This window comes from Pseudomonas sp. MWU12-2345 (genome assembly GCF_023242385.1).
Classification (GTDB): Bacteria; Pseudomonadota; Gammaproteobacteria; order Pseudomonadales; family Pseudomonadaceae; genus Aquipseudomonas; species Aquipseudomonas gingeri_D.
The window spans coordinates 739,419-764,789 of the sequence record NZ_JALLJA010000001.1; the positions used below are offsets into that span (position 1 = coordinate 739,419).

Sequence of the window (25,371 nt, forward strand, 5' to 3'; positions counted from 1 at the left end):
TCAGATACGGCGTTTGCGATTGAGCATCGGAATCTTCGTCTGCGGTACCTCCAGCCGTTGAATAGTGCCCACCGAGGCAGCCACCTGGATCAGCGTCGGCTGGCCGAAGAGCACCCGCACATCGGCTTCCAGATTGGCCTGGCGCATCCGCTCGATCAGGCTCACCGCCAGCAACGAGTGGCCGCCCAGTTCGAAGAAGTGGTCGTGGCGCCCCACCCGTTCGACCTTGAGCAAATCGGCCCAGAGTGCCGCCAACCGGACTTCCACTTCACCCACCGGGGCTTCGTAGACACGCGAGGCGTAGGCGCTGCTGTCCGGCACCGGCAGTGCCTTGCGGTCGAGCTTGCCGTTGGGAGTCAGCGGCAAGGCGTCGAGCTGCATATAGGCCGCCGGCAGCATATAGTCCGGCAGCAGTCCTTGCAGATAAGCCCGCAGGGTGCCGCTGTCCGGCACCACACCGACGTTGGCCAGGGTGAAATACGCCACCAGGCGGGTTTCACCCGGCACATCTTCACGGGCCATCACCACCGACTCCTGAACCTCGGGGTGTTTGGCCAGGCACGCTTCGATCTCGCCCAGTTCGATACGGAAACCACGGATCTTCACCTGGTCGTCGTTACGGCCCAGGTATTCGATATTGCCGTCCGCCAGGTAACGACCCAGGTCGCCGGTGCGGTACATCCGGGCATTTGGCGTGATGGCGAACGGGTCCTGGAGAAAGCGTTCGGCAGTCAGGTCATCACGGTTCAGGTAACCCCGGGCCACGCCGGCGCCGCCGATGTAGATTTCACCCGGAACACCCAGCGGAACGGGCTGTTGCTGCTCGTCCAGCAGGTAGAACCGGGTGTTGCCCACCGGTTTGCCGATATGCGGGGCAAAGCCGTCTTCGCGATCCATCGCCACCCAGCTTGAGTAGGTGGTGGTTTCCGAAGGGCCATAGAGGTTGCACAGGCGTTGGACGCCGGTCTTCTCGAACAGCGATTCCACCAGGCTGCGTTTAAGGGCTTCGCCCGCCACGTTGACCGTGTGCACCGATTTCGGCACGCCGCCCACTTCCAGCAGGGCCTTGAGCGCGGATGGAACGGTGTTGATCAAACCAATATCATGTTCGCCGTGTTGCAGTTCCAGGACGTTTTTCACTACGTCGATGCTGCCGCCCGAGGTCAGAGGGGCGAAGCACTCATAGACCGCCAGGTCGAAGTTCAGCGAGGTGGAGAACAATGTCTTGTTCAACGCCGAACCGTCGAAAGCCTTGTGGGCCCAGGTCAGGAAGTTGACGGTATTGCGGTGTTCGATCATCACGCCCTTGGGCAGACCGGTCGAACCCGAGGTGTAGATCAGATAGGCCAGATGCGCCGAAGTCAGCCCCGGCACCTGCGGATTCTGGGCGGACTCATCCTGCCAGGTGTCCTGGTCGAGATTGATCACGGGCACCGAAACGCCCGCTAACAGATTCCGGGTAGAGGTTTGGGCCAGGACCGCCGCCGGAGCGCTGTCCTGCAACATATAGGCAATCCGCTCCGCCGGATAAGCCGGGTCCAACGGTACATAACCGCCGCCTGCCTTGAGAATCGCCAGCAGCCCGACAACCATCTCAGCCCCACGCTCAACACAGATCCCCACCCGCGAATCCGGCCGCACACCCTGTTTACGTAGGGTGTGCGCCAGGCGGTTGGCCTGCTCATTGAGTTCGAGGTAGGTCAGGCGCTTCCCGCCATGCACCACCGCCAGGGCCTGCGGCGTACGCTGTACCTGCGCCTCGAACAACCCATGAATGGTCTGCGCCTGCGGATAATCCAGCACGGTAGCGTTGAGCCCGAACAACAACTGCTCACGCTCAGTCGCCGGCAACACCGACAGCCGTCCCAGCGGCACCTCCACGTTCTGCTCCAGCGCCCCCACCACACTCGCCAGCGCGACCTGCATATAACCGCAGACCCGTTGCGCATCGACGCCGGCAGTCGCCTGTACCGTCAGACTGAAGCCCACGTCGTTATCGTCCACCGAAAGCGTCAGCGGATAGTTGGTGCGCTCGCCGCCCCCCAGGCTTTCGATACCCTGCCAGGCATCCAGCGCCTGCTGGCTGACCTCACCGGCACCGTGCCGATAGTTGAGCAAGGCGCTGAACAGTGGCGTCGGCGCCGGCACCCCGCTGCAACGCTGGGCCAGGGCCAGGGACGCATGCTCATGGCCCAGCAGCGCCGTCAGCCGGCCATGGGCCGCCTTGAGCGCGGCCCGCGTGCCCATCTCGCCAAGGTCCAGGCGCAGCGGCAAGGTGTTGATAAACATCCCCAGCGCCCGATCCGCGCCCGCGCCGCCCTGCATCCGGCCCAGCAGCACGGTACCGAACACGACTTTCTCGCGTCGGCAGAGGCGGCCCAGCACCAAGCCCCAGGCCAGGTGCACCAGGCTTGCCGCGCTGACACCCGATTGCCGGGCACGGCCACGCAGGCGCTGGGACAGCTCAAGGTCCAGCGTCAGGTGGGCTTCGGCGATCGCCTGTTGGTCACCCCGCACTTCCTGCTGTTCGAACGGCAGGGTCGGCTCGTCGATATCGCCGAGCATCTCGCGGAAGAAGGTTTCGTGGGCCTCCTGGCTGACACCCAGGCGGGCCTGGGCCACATAGTTGCGATACGGCATGGCCGGCGCCAATGGCGTCGCCTGCCCACGCAGGCTGGCCTGCATTTCCTGCTGCACCACGGCTATCGTGGTGTGGTCGATGGCAATGTGATGGAACAGCAGCACGCCCACCCAGCGCTGGTTGAGCGTATCTTCGCTGACCGCCAGGTGCAGCAGCGGCGCCTGTTGCAGATTCAGGCGCAAGTGCGCCGGATCGAAGCGCTGCAGCAGTTGCGCCAGCGGTCCGGCGTCTCCCGGGGTCGACTCAAAGAACTCGACCATCAGCCGGGTCTGGCGCCAGACCACTTGCACCGGTGTCTCCAGCCCTTCCCAGACGATCGAGGTGCGCAACACATCGTGACGATCGATCACGCTTTGCAGCGCCCGGATAAAGTCATCCAGGCGTTGGCGGCTGTCGAAGCTGAACTGCGATTGCAGCACATAGGGATCACCTTCGCCGGCCGACAGGTGATGGAACAGGATGCCCTCCTGCAATGGCGCCAGCGGGTAGATATCCTGCACATTGGCGGCACCGCCAGGCACCGTTTCCACCACCCGGTCGATCTGTGCCTGGGTCAGGCTGACCAGTGGCAACAGGTCCGGGGTGATGTGTTCACAGCGTTCGGGGATCAGGTTGGCCGGCACCACGATTTCCGTGCTACCGCCCGCCGCCGCGGCCAATGCCGACAGGGTCGGTTGGCCGAACAGTACCCGCACATCGGCGCTCAGGCCGAACTGGCGCATGCGCTCGATCAGCGTCACGGCCAATAGCGAGTGACCGCCGAGTTCGAAGAAGTTGTCGTGCCGCCCTACGCGCTCGACCTTGAGCAGTTCCGCCCAGAGTTGCGCCAGTACGGTTTCGGCTTCCCCTTGTGGAGCCTCGTATTCACGGCTGATCAATGCGCCACCATCTGGCGCCGGCAACGCCTTGCGATTCAGCTTGCCGTTAGGCGTCAGTGGCAGTGCATCGAGCTGCACGTAGGCGGCTGGGACCATGTACTCCGGCAATGCGCCTTGCAGATGAGTGCGCAGGCTTTCGATTTCCAACATGGTTTCAGGCTGTTGCGCCGTGACGTAGGCCACGAGGCGTTTTTCGCCCGGGTTGTCCTCCCGAGCCAGGACTACGCTTTCCTTGACGCCAGGGTAAGCGGCCAGGCGCGCTTCGATTTCGCCCAGTTCGATCCGGAAACCACGGATCTTCACCTGGTCGTCGTTACGACCCAGGTATTCCACCGTGCCGTCCGGCAGATAGCGACCCAGGTCGCCGGTGCGGTACATGCGCCCGACGTTGAACGGATCATCGAGGAAACGCTCGGCGCTCAGTTCAGGGCGATTCAGGTAGCCGCGAGCCACCTGTACACCACCGATATACAACTCGCCGGCCACCCCCAGTGGCGCTGGCTGACGGTTGGCATCCAGCAGATAAATCCGCGTGTTCGCCACCGGTTTGCCAATCGGCGTGTTGTCTGGCGTCTCAGGCCCCGTGCAATCCCAGGCCGTCACATCCACCGCAGCTTCAGTCGGACCATAAAGGTTGAACAGGCCGACTTCCGGCAACTGCTGCTTGAAGCGTCGCACCAGATGCCCCGGAAGCGCTTCACCGCTGCACATGACTCGCAGCAAACCGCTACCCCCGGCCTCGCCATGAGCGAGGAACAGATCCAGCATCGACGGCACAAAGTGCAAGGTGGTGATCTTCTGCTCGCGAATCACTTCACGCAGATAGCCCGGGTCACGATGACCGCCCGGACGCGCCATCACCAGCCGTGCGCCGTTGAACAGCGGCCAGAAGAACTCCCAGACCGACACGTCGAAGCTGAATGGCGTCTTCTGCAACACACTGTCCGAGGCATCCAGACCGTATTCGTCCTGCATCCACAGCAAGCGGTTGACCACTCCACGGTGTTCGTTCATTACGCCTTTCGGCTGGCCGGTCGAACCGGAGGTGTAGATCACATAGGCCAAATGCTCGGGACGAACCTCGGTCCGAAGCGGATTGCTATCTGGTTGTGCGAGGAAACCTTCACGTTCGGCATACTCAGGATCGAGCAACAGTACCGGTACGTTGCTGGCTGGAAGTACCGCACGCAAAGCCTCTTGGCTGAGGACCACCGCCGGAGCGCAGTTCTCCAACATGTAGGTCAGACGATCAATCGGATAATCCGGGTCCAGTGGCACATACGCAGCGCCGGCCTTGAGAATCCCCATCAACCCCGCGACCATTTCCAGGCTACGATCGACACAGATCGCCACCCGATCATCCGGGCCGATGCCCAGGCCGATCAAACGGTGAGCAATGCGGTTGGCCTGACGGTTAAGCGCGTCATAAGTCAGGCTGCCCTTCTCGTCCACGACTGCTACTGCGTCGCCAGCGGTGGCCACGCGAGCTTCAAAGAGGCCATGCAAGGTCAGATCCTGCGGATAGTCGACCGCAGTGGCATTGAAGGCTTCCAACAACTGCCGACGTTCAGCCTCCGGCAGCACCGACAAGTCCTGCAATGGCGCCTGGGGCGTCTGCTCCAGGGCATCGACCAGGCTGTGCAAGGCCCGCTGCATATAGGCGCAGATTCGCTCAGCCGCAATCAGCGGAACAGTCTGGGCGGTCAACAGGAAGTCTTCACCCTGGTCATCGACGTTGAGGGTCAGCGGATAGTTGGTGCGTTCCTCACCGCCCAGGGCCTGCATGCCGTGCCAGGCCGTCAGCGCCTCGTCCGTCACGACAACGCTGCTGTGACGGTAGTTGAGCAAGGCGCTGAACAACGGCAGCGGCGCGCTGACAGCGCTGCAACGCTGGGCCAGCGCCAGGGACGCATGCTCATGGCCAAGCAACGCGGTCAGTTCGTCGTGGGTGGTCTTGACCCCTTCCCGTGCGCTGCGAGCGCCAAGGACCACCCGCAGCGGCAAGGTATTGATAAACATGCCCAAGGCGCGGTCGGCCCCTTCGCCACCCTGCATCCGGCCCATCAGCACCGTACCGAAGACCACATCGTCGCGGGCCGAAACCCGGCCCAGTACCTGGGCCCAGGCCAGGTGCACCAGGCTGGCGGCACTTACCCCAAGTTGACGGGCCTGGACTCGCAAACGGCGACCCAGCGCAACCCCAACAGGCAGACGGGCTTCATCGATACCTTGAACATCAGCCAGCTGCAAGCCAAACGGCAGGGTCGGTTCGTCGACATCCCCGAGCCGTTCGCGGAAGAAGCGCTCGTGCTCTTCCTGGCTCACGCCCAGGCGGGCCTGGGCGACATAGTTGCGATAGGGTACCGGCGCGCCCAGTTGCGCCTGCTGCCCCAGCAGATAGGCCTGCATCTCGTGCTGCACCACATCCATCGCGGTGTGGTCCATCGCCAGGTGATGAAACAGCAGCAAGGCCAGCCAACGCTGGTTTTGCGTATCCCAGGCCTGGATCAGCCGCAGCATCGGTGCCTGGCGAATATCCAGGCGGTAGTCCCGCGAGTCGAAACGCTGATGCAGCTGGCTCGCCACATCAACGCCCTGCGGGTCCGGTTCCAGGCTCTCGCGCACCAGCTGCGCCTGACGCCAGACCACCTGCACCGGCTCGTCGAGGCTTTCCCAGACCAGCGCGGTGCGCAGGATGTCATGGCGCTGGATCACGAACTGCAAGGCACTGGCAAATTCTTCCAGGCGCTCCAGGCTGTCGAAGGCGAACTGCGATTGCAGCACGTAGGGGTCGCCCTGCTCCGCGCTGAGGTGGTGATAGAGGATGCCGGCCTGCAACGGCGCCAGGGCATAGATATCCTGGACGTTGGCAACGCCCCCCGGCACCGTGGCGACGATCCGGTCGATGGCGGCCTGGTCCAGGTTCGCCAGCGGCAACAGTTCAGGGGTGATACGCGAGCAATCGAGGGTAATGCCATTGGCCGGCACGCGAATTTCACGACCACTGCCCACCGCCGCGGCCAGCGCGGCCAGGGTCGGCTGGCTGAACAGCACCCGCACATCGGCGCTCAGGCCGGCCTGGCGCATACGCTCGATCAGCGTCACCGCCAGCAATGAATGCCCGCCCAGCTCGAAGAAGTGGTCATGTCGACCGACCTGCTCGACCTTGAGCAGCTCGGACCACAACTGCGCCAGCAAGGTCTCGGTTGCTCCCTCGGGCGCCTCGTAGCCACGGCTGATCAGCGCCCGCTCGTCCGGCGCCGGCAGGGCCTTGCGATCCAGCTTGCCGTTGGCCGTCAGCGGCAGGCGCTCAAGGCGCACATAGGCCATGGGCACCATATATTCCGGCAACTGCCCGTGCAAATGCCCGCGCAACGCGTCGATCCGTTCCACCGCCCCGGCAAAGGCCGGGGTGAAATAGGCCACCAGACGCTTGTCGCCCGGGGTCTCTTCGCGGCACAGCACCACGGCCTCCTTGACCTCGGGATGTTCGGCCAGGCGCGCTTCGATCTCGCCCAGTTCGACCCGGAAGCCACGGATCTTCACCTGGTCGTCATTACGCCCCAGGTATTCCAGGTTGCCGTCGGCACGCCAGCGCGCCAGGTCGCCGGTGCGATACAAGCGCGCCTGCGGGTCGCTGTCGAACGGGTCGGCGACAAATTTTTCCCGGGTCAACTCATCCCGGTTCAGGTAACCCTTGGCCACGCCCAGGCCACCGATATACAACTCACCGATCACACCCAGGGGCACGGGCTGGGCCTGGGCATCGAGCACATAAAGACGACCGTTGCCCACCGGCCGGCCAATCGGCAGGCTGCCGCTGTCCGCCCGGGTGATTTCATAGGTTGCGGAAAAGGTCGTGGCTTCGGTCGGGCCGTAGCCGTTGAGCAGGTGCTCGGGAGCGGCGTTCGCCAGGACCCGGGCGATAACCGCCGGGTCCAGCACATCGCCGCCGACAATCAGATAGCGCAAACGCGAGAAGGCGTCGCCCAGGCCCGCGGCGTATTGATGGAACAGTCCGGCGGTCATCCACAGCACAGTTACCGACTGTTCCAGCAACAGGCGCTGGAAATTGTCCGGGGAGAGCAAGTCGACCTGGCCGATCACCACCACGCAGCCGCCATTGAGCAGTGGCGCCCAGACGTCGAGGGTACTGGCGTCGAATGCCGGGTTGGAGGCAAAGGCCACCCGATCCCGGGCATCGAAGTCGGCATAACCGTTGTTGATCACCAGGCGGCTGATGGCCCGATGCGGCACCAGAACACCCTTGGGGGTGCCGGTGGAGCCGGAGGTGTACATGATGTAGGCCACGCTTTCGCTGGACTGCGGTATCGCCAGGTCATCGCCGTCCAGGCGCTCCAGACTCAGATGATCGAGGTCCACACGTTGTACCTTGGTGACCAGCGGCACCTCGCGGCGAGTCAGCAGGACCCGGGCCTGGCTGTCCTCGATCATGAAACCCTGGCGCTCGACCGGGGCGTTGATATCCAGCGGCACATAGACCGCGCCGCACTTGAGCACCGCCAGTTGGCTGACCAGCAGCTCATGGGAGCGTTCCAGCAGGATCGCCACGCTGTCGCCCGGTTGTACACCGAGACCGCGCAGATGCCGGGCCAGGCGGTTGGCCCGGGTGTTGAGTTCGGCGTAGGTCAGCGACACGCCATCGTGGATCGCCGCGCAAGCCTCGGGACGCGCCCGCACCTGGGCTTCGAACAGGCCATGGACGGTTTGCGCCCGTGGGTAGTCGCGAGCACTGGCGTTGAACCCTACCAGCAGTTGCTCGCGCTCGGCGGCGGGCAGGATCGACAACTGCGCCAACGGCAAGGCCGGTGTTTGTTCCAGGGCCTCGACCAGGCTTTCCAGGGCGCTGAGCATATAGCCGCAGACCCGTTGTGCCCCGGTACCGGCCAAGGTACCGACGTGCAGGGCGAAGTCTTCGCCCAGATCGTCCACCGACAGGGTCAGCGGGTAGTTGGTGCGTTCTTCGCCACCAAGCATCTCGATGCCGTTCCAGGCCGGCAGGTCGCTGCTGCCACTCGCCAGGTGTCGATAGTTCAGCAGCGCGCTGAACAACGGGGTCGGCGCCGCCACGCCGCTGCAACGTTGCGCCAGGGTCAGCGGCGCATGTTCGTGACCGAGCAGAGCGGTAAGGCGTGAGTGGGTGGCCTTGACCCCTTCACGTACACCCAGCCCACCCAGTGCCACCCGCAGCGGCAAGGTATTGATAAACATCCCCAGCGCCCGGTCGGCGCCCTCGCCGCCTTGCAGGCGACCGAGCAGGACGGTACCGAACACCACTTCGTCCTTGCTCGAGACCGCACCGAGCACACGGGCCCAGGCCAGGTGGCAAAGGCTCGCGGCACTGACGCCCAATTGCCGGGCCTGGGTCCGCAGGCGGCGGCTGAGGCCGCTGTCCACGGCACAGCGGGCCTCTTCGATATCCTGGCCGTCGCCTTGCACATCCTGCAGGCCGAAGGGCAAGGTCGGCTCGTCGATATCGCCGAGCATTTCGCGGAAAAACTGCTCGTGCTCGGCCTGGCTCACACCGAGGCGCGATTGGGCCACATAGTTGCGGTACGGGATCGAGACCGGCAGTTGCGCCTGGCGATCCTGCATATGGGCTTCGATTTCGCCCACCAACGCCCCCAGGGAGGTGGCGTCGTTGACCAGGTGGTGGTACTGCAACAGGCCGATCCAGCGTTGGTTGGAAGGGTCCTGTGCATAGTCGAGCTGCAGCATCGGCGCCCGACGGATATCCAGGCGGGTCTGCGGAGAATCGAGGCGCCCGCGCAGTTGTCCGGCGGTATCACCGGCGAGCGGGTCCGGCGACACTTCGTTCAGCGCCAGGGTCGCCTGGCGCCAGACCACTTGCAGCGGCGTATCGAGGCCTTCCCAGACCACCGCAGTGCGCAGGATATCGTGGCGTGCAATCACTCCTTGCAGGGCCTGGGCGAAGGCGTCGAGCCGGTCGCGGCTGTCGAAGGCGAACAGCGCGTGTTGCAGATACGGGTCGACGTGGTCCACGGCCAGGTGATGGTGATAGAGGATGCCTTCCTGCAGCGGCGCCAACGGGTAGATATCCTGCACGTTCGCCGCGCCGCCCGGCACCTTAGCCACAACCCGGTCGATAGCGGCCTGGTCGAGAGTGACCAGGGGCAGCATGTCCGGGGTGAGGTGCGCGCAAGGGGTCGGGATGGCATTGGCCGGGACGACGATTTCACGCCCACCGCCCACGGCAGCAGCCAGGGCCGCAAGAGTCGGCTGGCCGAACAGCACGCGGACATCAGCGCTCAGGCCGGCCTGACGCATGCGTTCGATCAGGCTGACGGCCAGCAACGAATGGCCGCCCAGGTCGAAGAAGTGATCGTGGCGCCCGACCTGCTCGACATTGAGCAGTTGCATCCAGATCCGTGCCAGGGTGGTTTCGGTTTCGCCCTGGGGCGCTTCATAACCACGGCGGATCAGCGCATCGCCGTCCGGGGTCGGCAGGGCCTTGCGGTCGAGTTTGCCGTTCGGGGTCAGCGGTATGGCCTCAAGCAGCACGTAGATGGCGGGAACCATGTACTCCGGCAACTGCTCTTGCAGATGGCTGCGCAGAGATTCGATATCGACTGAAGTCTGCCCGGCCGCCAGGGTGTAATAGGCCACCAGGCGCTTGTCGCCCGGAATATCCTCGCGGGCCGTGACCACGGCTTCGTGGACGGTCGGGTGTTTGGCCAGGCGGGCGTCGATCTCGCCCAGTTCGATACGGAAACCGCGGATCTTCACCTGGTCGTCGTTACGGCCAAGGTATTCGATATTGCCGTCCGGCAGGTAACGGCCGAGGTCGCCGGTGCGATACATCCGCGCCGAGGCTTCCCGGCTGAACGGGTCGTTGAGGAAACGTTCGGCGGTCAGGTCTTCACGGTTCAGATAACCCCGTGCCACACCGGCGCCGCCGATGTAGATTTCACCCGGAACACCCAGCGGAACGGGCTGTTGCTGTTCATCCAGCAAGTAGAACTGGGTGTTGCCGACCGGTTTGCCGATATGGGGGGCGAAACCGTCTTCGCGGTCCATCGACACCCAACTTGAGTAGGTGGTGGTTTCCGACGGGCCGTAAAGGTTGCACAGGCGTTGGACGCCAGTCTTCTCGAACAGCGATTCCACCAGACTGCGTTTCAGCGCTTCGCCGGCGACGTTGACCGTGTGGACCGATTCCGGCAAGCCATCGACTTCCAGCAACGCCTTGAGCGCCGATGGCACTGTGTTGATCAGGCCGATATCGTGCTCGCCCTGTTGCAACTCCAGAACGTTTTTCACCACCTCGATGCTGCCGCCTGAGGTCAAGGGGGCGAAGCATTCATAGACCGCCAGGTCGAAGTTCAGCGAAGTCGAGAACAACGTTTTTTCCAACGCCGAACCGCCGAAAGCGGCATGGGCCCAGGTCAGGAAGTTCACGGTGTTGCGGTGTTCGATCATTACGCCTTTAGGTAAGCCGGTCGACCCCGAGGTGTAGATCAGATAGGCCAGATGCGCTGAAGTCAGTCCCGGCACCTCTGGATTCTGGACGGATTCGTCCTGCCAGGTGTCCTGGTCGAGATTGATCACGGGCACCGAAATACCCGCCAGCAAATCACGGGTAGCCGCTTGTGCCAGGACCGCCGCCGGGGCGCTGTCCTGCAACATATAGGCAATCCGCTCCGCCGGGTAAGCCGGGTCCAGCGGTACATAACCGCCGCCCGCCTTGAGAATCGCCAGCAAGCCGACGACCATCTCGGCCCCGCGATCGACACAGATCCCGACCCGTGAATCCGGCTGCACACCCTGTTTACGCAAGGTATGCGCCAGACGGTTGGCTTGCTCGTTAAGCTCGCGATAAGTCAGGCGGCGCCCGCCATGCACCACGGCCAAGGCGTCCGGCGTACGCTGCACCTGCGCTTCGAACAAACCATGGACGGTCTGCGCCTGCGGATAATCCAGCAGCGTGTCGTTGAACGTCACCAGCAGTTGTTCAAGCTCGTCAGCCGGCAGAATCGACAGGCTGCTCAACGGAGCCTCGGGGTTCTGCTCCAGCGTCTGGAGCAGATGCTCCAGCGCCGCCTCCATATAGGCGCAGACCCGCATGGCGCCGACTTCGGCGTTGACCTGCACATTCAGGCTGAAACCCTCGCCCAGGTCATCGACGTTCAAGTTCAGCGGGTAGTTGGTGCGCTCTTCGCCCCCGAGGGTCTCGATACCCTGCCAGGCCTGGGTGGCCTCTTCGGAAACACTGGCGACGGCACTGTGACGGTAGTTGAGCAAGGCGCTGAACAATGGCGTCGGCGCGGCCACGCCGCTGCAACGCTGGGCCAGGGCCAGGGACGCATGTTCGTGCCCCAGCAGCGTGGTCAGTCGCGCATGGGTCGCCTTGACCCCGGCACGCGCGCCCTGCCCGCCGATGGCAACCCGCAGCGGCAAGGTATTGATAAACATCCCCAGCGCCCGGTCGGCCCCCTCGCCGCCCTGCATCCGGCCCATCAACACGGTGCCGAAGACCACGTCCTGCTTGCCCGAAACCTTGCCCAATACCTGGGCCCAGGCCAGATGATGCAGGCTGGCGGCGCTCACGCCCAACTGCCGGGCACGAGCCCGAAGGCGCAGGCTCAGCGCCGGCGACAGCACGCGGGTGGCTTCCTCGATGGAATGACCGTCACCCTGCACATCCTGCAAACCGAACGGCAGTGTCGGCTCGTCGATATCGCCCAGCATCTCGCGGAAGAACGCTTCGTGTTCCTCCCGACGCCCACCCAGGCGCGCCTGGGCCACATAGTTGCGGTACGGCACCGGGCAGCCCAACTGCGCGGCCTGCCCCAGCAGGTGTGCCTGGATTTCATGACGGACCACTTCCAGGGCGGTGTGGTCCAGGGCCATATGATGGAAGCGCAGCATCGCCACCCAGCGCTGCTCGGCTTCATCTTCGGCAAACACCAGTTGCATCAGTGGCGCTCGGGTCACGTCCAGGCGCGAGTGACAGGTGTCGAAACGCTCCTTGAGCTGGCTGGCCACATCACCGGCACGCGGGTCAAGTTCCAGGGCCTCGCGGTGTAGGCGGGCCTGGCGCCAGACCACCTGGACCGGTTCTTCCAGGCCCTGCCAGAGCACGGCGGTGCGCAGGATGTCATGGCGATCGATAACCTGTTGCAACGCCAGGGCGAAAGCGTCCAGGCGCTGGCGATCCGGCACCGTGAACAGTGCATGGAGGACGTAGGGATCGCCGCTGCCGGCTGACAGATGGTGATAGAGAATGCCTTCCTGCAACGGCGCCAGCGGATAGATATCCTGCACATTCGCCGCGCCACCGGGCACGTTCGCGACAATTTGTTCGATGGCGGCCTGGTCGAGGTTGACCAAGGGCAGCATCTCCGGGGTGATGTGCTCGCAGCCTGCCGGAATGGCGTTGGCCGGAACGACGATTTCCCGCCCGCCGCCCACGGCAGTGGCCAGAGCGGCCAGGGTCGGCTGGCTGAACAGCGCCTGCACATCGACACTGAGCCCGGCCTGGCGCATATGGCCGATCAGGCTGACGGCCAGCAGCGAATGGCCGCCCAGTTCGAAGAAGTGATCATGGCGTCCGACCTGCTCGACCTTGAGCAGGTCGCTCCAGATCCGTGCCAGGGTGATTTCGGTTTCGCCTTGGGGCGCTTCGTAGCCACGACGGACCAGCGCATCGCTGTCCGGGGCTGGCAGGGCCTTGCGGTCGAGCTTGCCGTTGGGGGTCAGCGGCAGCTTGTCCAACACAACGTAGATGGCCGGGACCATGTACTCCGGCAGCTTTTCCTGCAGATGACGGCGCAGGCTGTCGATATCGACCGAGGTATGTCCATCGGCCAGGGTGTAATAGGCCACCAGACGCTTGTCGCCCGGGATATCTTCGCGGGCCGTGACCACGGCTTCGTGGACCGCCGGATGTTTGGCCAGGCGGGCATCGATCTCGCCCAGTTCGATACGGAAACCACGGATTTTCACCTGGTCGTCGTTACGGCCGAGGTACTCGATATTGCCGTCCGGCAGGTAACGGCCGAGGTCGCCGGTGCGATACATCCGCGCCGAGGCATCCTGGTTGAACGGGTCCTTGAGGAAGCGTTCGGCGGTGAGGTCGTCGCGGTTCAGGTAGCCTCGGGCTACACCGGCGCCACCAATGTAGATTTCACCCGGCACGCCCAGCGGAACGGGCTGTTGCTGCTCGTCCAGCAGGTAGAACTGGGTGTTGCCGACCGGCTTGCCGATATGCGGGGCGAAACCGTCTTCGCGGTCCATGGCCACCCAGCTTGAGTAGGTGGTGGTTTCCGACGGGCCGTAGAGGTTGCAAAGACGTTGGACGCCAGTTTTTTCGAACAGGGATTCCACCAGGCTGCGTTTCAGCGCCTCACCTGCAACGTTGACCGTATGGACCGATTCCGGCAAGCCATCGACTTCCAGCAACGCCTTGAGTGCAGATGGAACGGTGTTGATCAAACCAATATCGTGTTCGCCGTGTTGCAGCTCCAGGACGTTTTTCACCACGTCGATGCTGCCGCCCGAGGTCAAGGGGGCAAAGCACTCGTAGACCGCGAGGTCGAAGTTAAGCGAGGTGGAGAACAAGGTCTTGTTCAACGCCTCATCACCGAAAGCGACATGAGCCCAGGTCAGGAAGTTCACGGTATTGCGGTGTTCGATCATCACGCCTTTGGGCAGACCGGTCGAACCCGAGGTGTAGATCAGGTAAGCCAGATGCGCTGAGGTCAGCCCTGGCACCTGCGGATTCTGGACGGATTCGTCCTGCCAGGTGTCCTGGTCGAGATTGATCACGGGCACCGAAACGCCCGCCAACAATGCCTGGGTAGCTGCCTGTGCCAAGACCGCCGCCGGAGCGCTGTCCTGCAACATGTAGGCAATCCGCTCCGCCGGGTAGGCCGGGTCCAACGGCACATAACCGCCACCCGCCTTGAGAATCGCCAGCAACCCGACAACCATCTCGGCCCCACGCCCGACACAGATCCCGACCCGAGAATCCGGCTGCACACCCTGCTTGCGCAACGCATGGGCCAAACGGTTGGCCTGCTCGTTAAGCTCGCGATAGCTCAGGCGCTGTTCGCCATGCACCACCGCCAAAGCATCCGGCGTACGCTCAACCTGCGCCTCGAACAACCCGTGAATGGTCTGTTCCCGCGGATAATCCAGTGCCGTATCGTTGAACCCCACCAGCAACTGTTCGCGCTCATCGGCCGGCAGGATCGAGAGGCTGTTGAGCGCCGAAGTCGAAGCCCGCTCCAGGGCCTGGACCAACTGCTCCAACGCCGTCTGCATATACCCGCAGACCCGCTGCGCACCGATACCGGCAAGCGCCTGCACATTCAGGCTGAAACCTTCGCCCAGGTCATCCAGGGACAGGATCAGCGGATAGTTGGTGCGTTCTTCGCCCCCCAACACCTCGATCCCTTCCCACAGCTGCACCGCCTCCCCCGTCACCGCCTCAGCAGAACTGTGCCGGTAGTTGAGCAAGGTGCTGAACAACGGCGTCGGCGCGGCCACGCCGCTGCAACGCTGGGCCAGGGACAACGAGGCGTGCTCGTGGCCGAGCAACGCGGTCAGCCGCGCATGGGTCGCCTTGACCCCGGCCCGCACATCCTGCTCGCCCACGGCAACCCGCAGCGGCAAGGTATTGATAAACATTCCCAGGGCCCGGCGAACCCCTTCGCTGCCGCGCATCCGCCCCAGCAGCACGGTGCCGAACACCACATCGTTGCGCCCGCACAGGCGCCCGAGCACCTGGGCCCAGGCCAGGTGATGCAGGCTCGCCGCACTCACCCCCTGCTGCCGGGCCTGGGCCCGCAGGCGCCGGCTCAGCTCGACGGGCAGGGTCTGGGTCGCTTCTTCGACACCATGACCGTCGCCGCGCACATCCTGAATGCCGAACGGCAGGGTCGGCTCGTCGATATCACCGAGCATCTCGCGGAAAAACACTTCGTGCTGCTGGCTACTGACCCCGAGCCGGGCCTGGGCCACATAGTTGCGATACGGCACCGGCTCGCCCAGGGCCTGGGCCTGGCCGTACAGGTGCGCATGGATTTCCTGCTGCACCACTTCCAGGGCCGCGTGGTCGATGGCGATGTGATGGAACAGCAGCATTGCCACCCAGCGCTGGTTGGCCGCATCGTGGGCGAAGGCCAGGCGCAGCAAAGGCGCCTGACTGATATCGAGACGGTAGTGGCGCGGGTCGAAGCGTTGTCGTAGTTGCTCGCCAGCCGCGCCGGCAGCGGGGTCGATCTCGATTTCAGTGAGGACCAGCCGCGCCTGGCGCCAGACCACCTGCACCGGTTCGTCCAGGCCTTCCCAGACCACGCTGGTGCGCAGGATGTCGTGACGGTCGATCACCTGCTGCAAGGCCGTGGTGAACTCGTCGAAACGGGCACGGCTGGCAATCGCGAATTGCGCCTGCAAGACGTAGGGATCGCCCTGCTCGGCGGCGATATGGTGATAGAGGATGCCTTCCTGCAACGGCGCCAGCGGGTAGATGTCCTGCACATTGCCGGCACCACCGGGGACCGTCGCGACAATGTGCTCGATGGCCGCCTGGTCGAGCCGGACCAGGGGCAGCATGTCCGGGGTGATGCGCGCGCAGCCGGCAGGGATCGCCTGGGCCGGAATCTCCACTTCCCCGGCCTTGTCGCTGGAATACTCGCCGGCATTGATCAGTTCGATCAACACCGCCTTGTTCTCGCGCAACATCGCCAGCACGGCGGGCTCGGTGAGGGACTGTCGCCTGCCGCTGACGACCAGTTGGTCGCCCTTGACGGCAAGTTGCACATCTTTCTCTTTCAGTATTGCCAACAGTTCGATCACGCTCACAGAACAATCTCCATTCTTTCCGTCGTTGCCGCGTATTCCGAGAGGGTGGGGTGTTCGAACAGGGTCCTGACATCGGCTTCCAGGCCTTCCTGGCGCATGCGCTCCATCAGGCTCACGGCGAGCAGCGAATGGCCGCCCAGTTCGAAGAAGTGGTCATGCCGACCGACCTGGGCGATACCCAGCAAGGTTTGCCAGATCTCGGCGATCAGGGTTTCCGTCTCGCCTTGCGGGGCTTCGTAGCCGCGACTGATCAGCGCGCCGCCGTCCGGAGCCGGCAGGGCCTTGCGGTCGAGCTTGCCGTTGGGGGTCAGCGGTAGTGCGTCGAGTCGTACGTAGGCCACCGGGACCATATAGGCCGGCAGTTGCCCCAGCAGCCAGCCACGCAGGCTGTCGATGGCCGGCTCGCTATCCGTGGACTGGACGGTGTAATAGGCCACCAGGCGTTTGTCGCCCGGCACGTCCTCGCGGGCCATGACCACGGCTTCCTGCACCGCCGGATGTTTGGCCAGGCGCGCTTCGATCTCGCCCAGTTCGATACGGAAACCACGGATCTTCACCTGGTCGTCGTTACGGCCCAGGTATTCGATATTGCCGTCCGCCAGATAACGACCCAGGTCGCCGGTGCGGTACATCCGTGCCGAGGCGTCCTGGCTGAACGGGTCCTGGAGGAAACGTTCGGCGGTGAGGTCGTCGCGATTGAGGTAACCCCGGGCCACACCGGCGCCACCGATGTAGATTTCACCCGGTACACCCAGCGGAACGGGCTGTTGCTGCTCATCCAGCAGGTAGAACTGGGTGTTGCCGACCGGCTTGCCGATATGCGGGGCAAAACCGTCTTCGCGATCCATCGCTACCCAACTTGAATAGGTGGTGGTTTCCGAAGGGCCATAGAGGTTGCACAGGCGTTGGACGCCGGTCTTCTCGAACAGCGATTCCACCAGACTGCGTTTCAGCGCCTCACCTGCAACGTTGACCGTGTGCACCGACTCCGGCAGGCCGTCGACTTCCAGCAAGGCCTTCAGGGCCGACGGCACAGTGTTGATCAGACCGATATCGTGTTCGCCGTGTTGCAGTTCCAGGACGTTTTTCACCACGTCGATACTGCCGCCCGAGGTCAGAGGGGCAAAGCACTCGTAGACCGCCAGGTCGAAGTTCAGCGAAGTCGAGAACAACGTCTTGTTCAACGCCGAACCACCGTCGAAAGCGGCATGGGCCCAGGTCAGGAAGTTCACCGTGTTGCGGTGTTCGATCATCACGCCCTTGGGCAGACCGGTCGACCCCGAGGTGTAGATCAGGTACGCCAGGTGTGCCGACGTCAGCCCCGGCACCTCTGGATTCTGGACGGACTCGTCCTGCCAGGTGCCCTGATCGAGATTGATCACGGGCACCGAAACCCCTGCCAGCAAGTCACGGGTTGCGGCCTGCGCGAGTACGGCTGCCGGAGCACTGTCCTGCAACATATAGGCAATCCGTTCCGCCGGATAAGCCGGATCCAGCGGCACATAACCACCGCCCGCCTTGAGGATCGCCAGCAAGCCGACGACCATCTCCGCCCCGCGCTCGACACAGATCCCGACCCGCGAATCCGGCCGCACACCTTGTTTACGCAAGGTATGCGCCAGGCGGTTGGCCTGTTCATTGAGTTCGCGATAACTCAGACGCTGTTCACCATGGACCACCGCCAAGGCATCCGGCGTACGTTCCACCTGCGCCTCGAACAACCCATGGATAGTCTGCTGCTGCGGATAATCCAGTGCCGTATCGTTAAGCCCGAACAACAACTGCTCACGCTCGGCGGCCGGCAGAATCGACAGGCTGTCGAGTGCCGTGGCCGGTGACTGTTCCAACGCCCCCACCAGACTTTCCAACGCTGTCTGCATATAGCTGCAAACGCGCCCGGCTCCGACGCTGCCGGTGACCAGCACCGTCAGCTTGAAACCGTCGCCCAGATCGTCGACGTTCAAGGTCAACGGATAGTTGGTGCGTTCCTCGCCACTGAGCACCTCGATACCACGCCAGGCCTCAAGGGCCTCGCCCGATTGTTCCGCCGCGGCACTGTGCCGGTAGTTGAGCAGTGCACTGAACAACGGCAACGGCGCGGCCACCCCGCTGCAACGCTGGGCCAGTACCAACGGCGCATGTTCGTGGCCGAGCAGCGCGGTGAGCCGGGCATGGGTCGCCCGGACCCCGTCCCGCGCGCCCTGCTCGCCCAGGTCCACCCGCAGCGGCAAGGTATTGATAAACATCCCCAGCGCCCGGTCGGCACCCTCGCCGCCCTGCATCCGGCCCATCAGCACGGTACCGAACACCACCGTGCGCTTGCTCGACACCTTGCCCAGTACCTGGGCCCAGGCCAGGTGCACCAGGCTGGCGGCGCTCACCCCCAGTTGACGGGCCTGGGCCCGCAGGCGCAGGTCCAGCCGGCTGTCCAGCGCCAGGCTGCTTTCCTCGATATCGCGACCGTCGCCCTGCACATCCAGCAGGCCGAACGGCAGGGTCGGCTCATCGATATCGCCCAACATCTCGCGGAAGAACCCTTCATGGGCCTCGCGGCTCACACCCAGGCGGGCCTGGGCCACATAGTTGCGATACGGCACGGCGGCACCGAGCTGGCCGGCCAGGCCGAGCAGGTGCGCCTGCATATCCTGGCGCACCACATCCATCGCGGTGTGGTCCAAGGCCATATGGTGGAACAACAGCATCGCCACCCAGCGCTGGTTCGGCGCGTCCTCGGCAAAGACCAGGCGCATCAGCGGCGCCTGGGTCAGGTCCAACCGCGAATGACGTGCGTCGAAGCGTTCATGCAACTGCTCGGCGACATCGCCCTCGGCCGGATCGAGTTCGACCTGCTCCAGATACAGCCGGGCCTGGCGCCAGACCACCTGCATCGGTGTCTCCAGCCCTTGCCAGAGCACGGCGGTACGCAGGATGTCATGGCGTTCGATAACGCTTTGCAAGGCGTCGATAAAGGCACTCAGGCGCTCGCGACCGGCCATCTCGAACAGGGTCTGCAAGACGTACGGATCGCCCTGCTCGGCCGCCAGGTGGTGATAAAGAATCCCCTCCTGCAACGGCGCCAGCGGGTAGATATCCTGCACATTGGCCACCCCGCCCGGCACGCTGGCGACAATACGGTCAATGGAGGCCTGGTCGAGATCGGCCAGGGGCAGCAGGTCCGGCGTGATCCGGGTGCAACCGGCCTGGATGGCATTGGCCGGGACCTTGATTTCAGAGCCCCCACCGACGGCCGCCGCCAATGCGGCCAGGGTCGGCTGGCCGAACAGCACGCGCACATCGGCGCTCAAGCCGGCCTGGCGCATCCGTTCGATCAGGCTGACGGCCAGCAGCGAATGCCCGCCCAGTTCGAAGAAGTGATCGTGACGCCCGACCCGCTCGACCTTGAGCACCTCGGCCCAGATCGCCGCCAGGGTGGTTTCGACCACGCCTTCGGGCGCCTCGTAGCCACGGCTGACCAGTGCCTGGGCATCCGGTGCCGGCAGGGCCTTGCGGTCCAGCTTGCCGTTGGGGGTCAGCGGCAGCACGTCGAGACGCACGTAGGCCGCGGGCACCATATAGTCCGGCAGACAGGCCTGCAGATGATTGCGCAGGCTTTCGATATCCAGCGTCTGCTGCGACTCGCCCTGGGTGAAATAGGCCACCAGGCGTTTCTCACCGTCGTCCTGCCGTGCCAGCAACACCGCTTCCTGTACCGCCGGGTGCGTGACCAGAGCGGCCTCGATTTCACCCAGTTCGATACGGAAACCACGGATCTTCACCTGACCGTCATTGCGGCCGAGGTACTCCAGGTTACCGTCCGCGTTCCAGCGACCGAGGTCACCGGTGCGGTACAACAGCGCACCCTCCCGGGCGCTGAACGGATCGGCGACAAACTGCGTGGCACTCAATTCCGCCCGGTTCAAATACCCCTTGGCCACGCCCTGCCCGCCGATATACAGCTCGCCGGGCACGCCCACCGCCACCGGTTGGCGACGTGCATCAAGCACGTAGACCTGGCTGTTGCCGATCGGTCGACCGATGGGAATACCGCCGCTGCCCACCGAGGTGATCTCGTAGGTCGCGGAAAAGGTCGTGGCTTCGGTCGGGCCATAGCCGTTGAGCAGATGTTGCGGCGCGCCTTGCGCCAGTACCCGGGCGATGACCGCCGGGTCCAGCACATCGCCACCGACAATCAGGTAGCGCAAGCGGGCGAAGACCTCCATCAGGCCGTCGGCATATTGATGGAACAGTCCGGCGGTCAGCCACAGCACGCTGACCGATTGCGCCAGCAGCAGCGCCCGGAACTCATCCTGGGACAGCAATACCGAGTGTTCGACCACCACCACGCAACCGCCATTGAGCAGCGGCGCCCAGACATCCAGGGTGCTGGCGTCGAAAGCCGGGTTGGAGGCGAAGGCCACGCGATCCCGTGCATTGAAGTCGGCGTAGCCGTTGTCGATTACCAGGCGGCCGATGGCCCGGTGCGGGACCAGCACACCCTTGGGCGTGCCGGTGGAGCCGGAGGTGTACATGATGTAGGCGACCGACTCGGCGGTTGCCGCTCGGTCCGGGTTGGCCGCCGGCTCTGCGTTGACAGACCGGGTGTCGAGGTCAAGACGCCGTACACCCTGGTCCAGGGTTTCAGCGCTGTAGGTCAGCACCAGCACGGCCTGGCTGTCCTGCACCATAAAGGCCTGGCGTTCGCGTGGGGCATTGATATCCAGCGGCACATAGACCGCCGCGCACTTGAGCACCGCCAGTTGGCTGACCACCAGATCGATGGAGCGCGGCAACAACAGCGCCACGCTCTCCCCAGGCTGCACGCCGAGTTCCAGCAGTTCCGCCGCCAGGCGATTGGCCTGCCGGTTCAACTCGCGGTAACTCAGGCTCGTCGCGTCATGCACCACCGCCGCGGCTTCAGGCGTGCGCTGTACCTGGGACTCGAACAGAGCGTGCACCGTCGTATGCCGTGGCGAATCGGTGGCGGTGGCGTTGAAACCGACCAACACCTGCTCACGCTCCGCCGGCGGCAAGATCGACAGGCTGTCCAGCGTCGCCGCCGGGGTCTGTTCCAGCGCCTGGACCAGTTGCGCCACCACCGCCTGCATATAACCGCACAGGCGTTGCGCACCCACCTCGGCGGTGACCAGCACCGACAACTTGAAGCCATCACCCAGGTCGTCGACGTTCAGGGTCAGCGGATAGTTGGTGCGCTCCTCGGCGCCGAAAGCTTCAATACCGCTCCAGGCCGCTTCATGCTCGGCCGAGGGGGCGGCCACCACACTGTGGCGGTAGTTGAGCAGCGCACTGAACAACGGTGCCGGCGCGGCCACGCCGCTGCAACGCTGGGCCAGCACCAACGGCGCATGTTCGTGCCCGAGCAACGCGGTCAGTTGGCCGTGGGTGGCCTTGAGTCCGGCGAGCACCGTCTGCGTACCGATATCGACCCGCAGCGGCAAGGTATTGATAAACATCCCCAACGCCCGGTCAGCACCCTCGCCCGCCTGCAGGCGGCCCAGCAGTACCGTGCCGAACACCACCTGCTCACGGCCCGAGACGCTGCCCAGCACCCGCGCCCAGGCCAGGTGCATCAGGCTCGCGGCACTGACCCCGGCCTGGCGGGCCTGGGCCCGCAGACGCAGGCTCAACTCGGGCGCCAGGGCCAGGCTGGCCTCTTCGATTTCACGTCCGCCGTCCTGCACATCCTGCAGGCCGAACGGCAGGGTCGGCTCGTCGATATCGCCCAGCACCCCACGGAAAAACGCCTCGTGCTGCGCCTGGCTGACACCCAGGCGCGCCTGGGCCACATAGTTGCGATACGGCATCGCTTCGCCCAGGGTATGGGCCTCGCCGAGCAAGTGCGCCTGGATCTCATGCTGGACCACGTCCAGCGCGGTGTGGTCGAGGGCCATATGATGGAACAGCAGCATCGCCAGCCAACGGTCAGCGGCCGCATCGTGGGTAAAGACAATGCGGATCAACGGCGCCTGGCGCACATCGAGGCGGTAGTGGCGCGGATTGAAACGCTGGTGCAGTTGCTCAGCCAGCGGACCGGCCGCCGGATCGAGGAACAGCTCGGTGACTTCCAGCGTGGCCCGCCGCAGGACCACCTGCAACGGTTCGTCGAGCCCTTCCCAGAGCACGGCGGTACGGAGGATGTCGTGACGGTCGATTACCCCTTGCAGGGCGTTGCTGAAATCCTCCAGCCGCGCGCGGTCCCGCAGGCCGAACAGCGCTTGCAGAACATAGGGGTCGCCCTGTTCGGCGCTGATATGGTGATAAAGGATGCCCGCCTGCAACGGTGCCAGCGGGTAGATATCCTGCACATTCCGTGCGCCGCCCGGCACGCTCGCCAGCACCTGGTCGATCTGCGCCTGGGTCAGCTTGATCAGCGGCAGCAGGTCCGGGGTGAGGTGTGCGCAGTCATCGGCAATCAGGTTGGCCGGCACCACGATTTCCGTGCCGCCGCCCACCGCCGCCGCCAGCGCGGCCAGGGTCGGCTGGCCGAACAGTACGCGCACATCGGCGCTCAGGCCGACCTGGCGCATGCGCTCGATCAGGCTGACCGCCAGCAACGAATGGCCGCCCAGTTCAAAGAAGTGGTCATGACGCCCGACCCGCTCGACCTTGAGCACATCGGCCCAGATCGATGCCAGCAGGGTTTCCACTTCGCCTTGCGGCGCCTGGTAATCGCCACGGGCCAGGGCGTCCGATTCCGGCACCGGCAGCGCCTTGCGGTCGACCTTGCCGTTCAGGGTCAGCGGCAATGCGTCCAGTTGCACATAGGCGCTGGGCACCATGTACTCCGGCAACAGGCCTTGCAGGTAGCCGCGCAGTGCTTCCACCGTGGCCGGCTCGCCGGTCGTGGTGATATAGGCCGCCAGGCGCTTGTCGCCGGGAACGTCCTCGCGGGCCAGCACGATGCATTCGCGCACCTGCGGATGGGTGCTCAGGCGCGCCTCGATTTCCCCGAGTTCGATCCGGAAACCGCGAATCTTTACCTGGTCGTCGTTACGCCCCAGGCATTCCAGCTGGCCATCGACCAACCAGCGGCCAAGGTCGCCGGTGCGATAGAGCAAGGCGCCGGGCTCGTTGCTGAACGGGTCGGCGATAAATTTCTCGGCGGTCAGGTCGGCGCGGTTGAGGTAACCCTGCGCCACACCCTTGCCACCGATGCAGATTTCACCGCTGACGCCCAGGGGCAGCAATTGCTGGCGGGCATCGAGGACATAGACCTGGGTATTGCCGATAGGACGGCCGATCGGCACGCTCTCGGCGTCTTCGGCCACCGCGGTCACGTGATAGGTGGTGGCGTAGGTGGTGGTTTCGGTCGGCCCGTAGCAATGCACCAGGCGCAGTTGCGGCGCCAGCGCCAACAGGCGGCGGAACGACGCCGGGTCGCTGCGCTCACCACCGCACAGAAGGATCCGCAAACCCTTGATGGCTTCCGGGATCAGTTGCACGTACTGGTTGAATACCGCCGTGGTGACAAACAGCACCGTGGCCCCGGAGCTGATCAGCAGCTCGCCGAAACGCGCCGGTTCGAGCAGCGTGTCATGGTCCACCACCAGCACCTGGCCGCCATTGAGCAAGGCGCCCCAGACATCCATGGTGCTGGCGTCGAACGCCGGGTTGGAGCTGAAGGCGATCCGATCCTGCTCGTTGAAGTCGGCATAACCGTTGTTGATCACCAGCCGCGTGATGGCCCGGTGCGGCACCACCACGCCCTTGGGCACCCCGGTGGAGCCGGAGGTGTACATGATGTAGGCCGGGGTTTCGCTCGATTGCGCCAATTGCCGGTCATCCGTCGGCAAGGCGTCCAGCACCATGGTGTCGAGATCGACCCGCGTCGCCGTACCGCTGGCCAGCGCAAAACCGCCCCGGGTCAGCAGGACCGCGGCCTGGCTGTCCTCAAGCATGAACTGCTGGCGCTCCAGCGGCGCCTTGGTGTCCAGCGGCACATAGACCGCCGCGCACTTGAGAATCGCCAACTGGCTGACCAGCAGGTCCAGGGAACGCTCCAGCAGGATCGCCACCCGTGCCCCTGGCTGCACGCCGAGACCGAACAGATAAACCGCCAACTGGTTGGCCCGCAGGTTCAATTGCGCGTAGCTCAGGACCCGGCCATGGTGCACGGCCGCCGTCGCGTGTGGCCGCAGGCGGACCTGGTCCTCGAACAGGCTGTGCACGGTCCGGGTCATCGGGTAATCGGCCGCCGTGGCATTGAAGTCCTGCAGCAATAGCCGCCGTTCGTCCTCCGGCAGCACCGCCAGGTCACGCACCGCGGAGTCCGGCGCGGACTCCAGGGCCTCGACCAGCTGGGTCAACGCCGTCTGCATATAACCGCAGACCCGCTGGCCATCGACCCCGGCCGCCACCTGCACGCTCAGCAGGAAGCCTTCGCCCTGGTCGTCCACCGACAAGGTGCAGGGGTAGTTGGTCCGCTCACGGACGCCAAGTACCTGGGTGTCCGCCCAATAATCGCCGCCGCTGGCTTCAAGGGCCGGGCTGTGCCGGTAGTTGAGCAACGCGCTGAACAGCGGCGACGAGGCCGCCACCGCGCTGCAACGCTGGGCCAGCACCAAGGGCGCATGCTCGTGGCCGAGCAGTGCGGTGAGTCGGGCGTGGGTCTGGCGCACCGCCTGGCGTACCGCGCAGGCACCGACCTCGACCCGCAACGGCAAGGTATTGATAAACATCCCGAGTGCACGATCGGCACCCAGGCCGCTTTGCATACGGCCCAACAGCACGGTACCGAAGACCACGTCCTCACGGCCGCTGACGCTGCCCAGCACCCGGGCCCAGGCCAGGTGATGCAGACTGGCGGCGCTCACCCCCAGTTGCCGGGCCTGGGTGCGCAGGCGTTGACACAGTTCAGCCGGAAGATCGCGGCGGACCTCCTTGACGCCCTGCCCGTCGCCCTGCACCTGCAGCAGGCCGAACGGCAAGGTCGGCTCGTCGACATCGCCGAGCATTTCGCGGAAGAACGCTTCATGTTGCTCGCGG

The 25,371-nt window shown here is 64.6% G+C and carries 2 protein-coding genes (1 of these 2 cut by a window edge); both read right to left on the minus strand.

Annotated features, from left to right (window positions below):
- Positions 1–16,368, minus strand: coding sequence for a non-ribosomal peptide synthetase (locus tag M5C71_RS03155; RefSeq protein ID WP_248767169.1), 16,368 nt, complete (start codon positions 16,366–16,368; stop codon positions 1–3).
- Positions 16,365–25,371 carry the 3' portion of a syringopeptin non-ribosomal peptide synthetase SypA gene (sypA, locus tag M5C71_RS03160; RefSeq protein ID WP_248767170.1) on the minus strand. 7,109 nt of this gene lie beyond the right edge of the window, so the window shows 9,007 of its 16,116 coding nt (coding positions 7,110–16,116); its start codon lies off the right edge, out of view; its stop codon occupies positions 16,365–16,367. Before sypA ends, M5C71_RS03155 begins: the two co-directional genes overlap by 4 nt.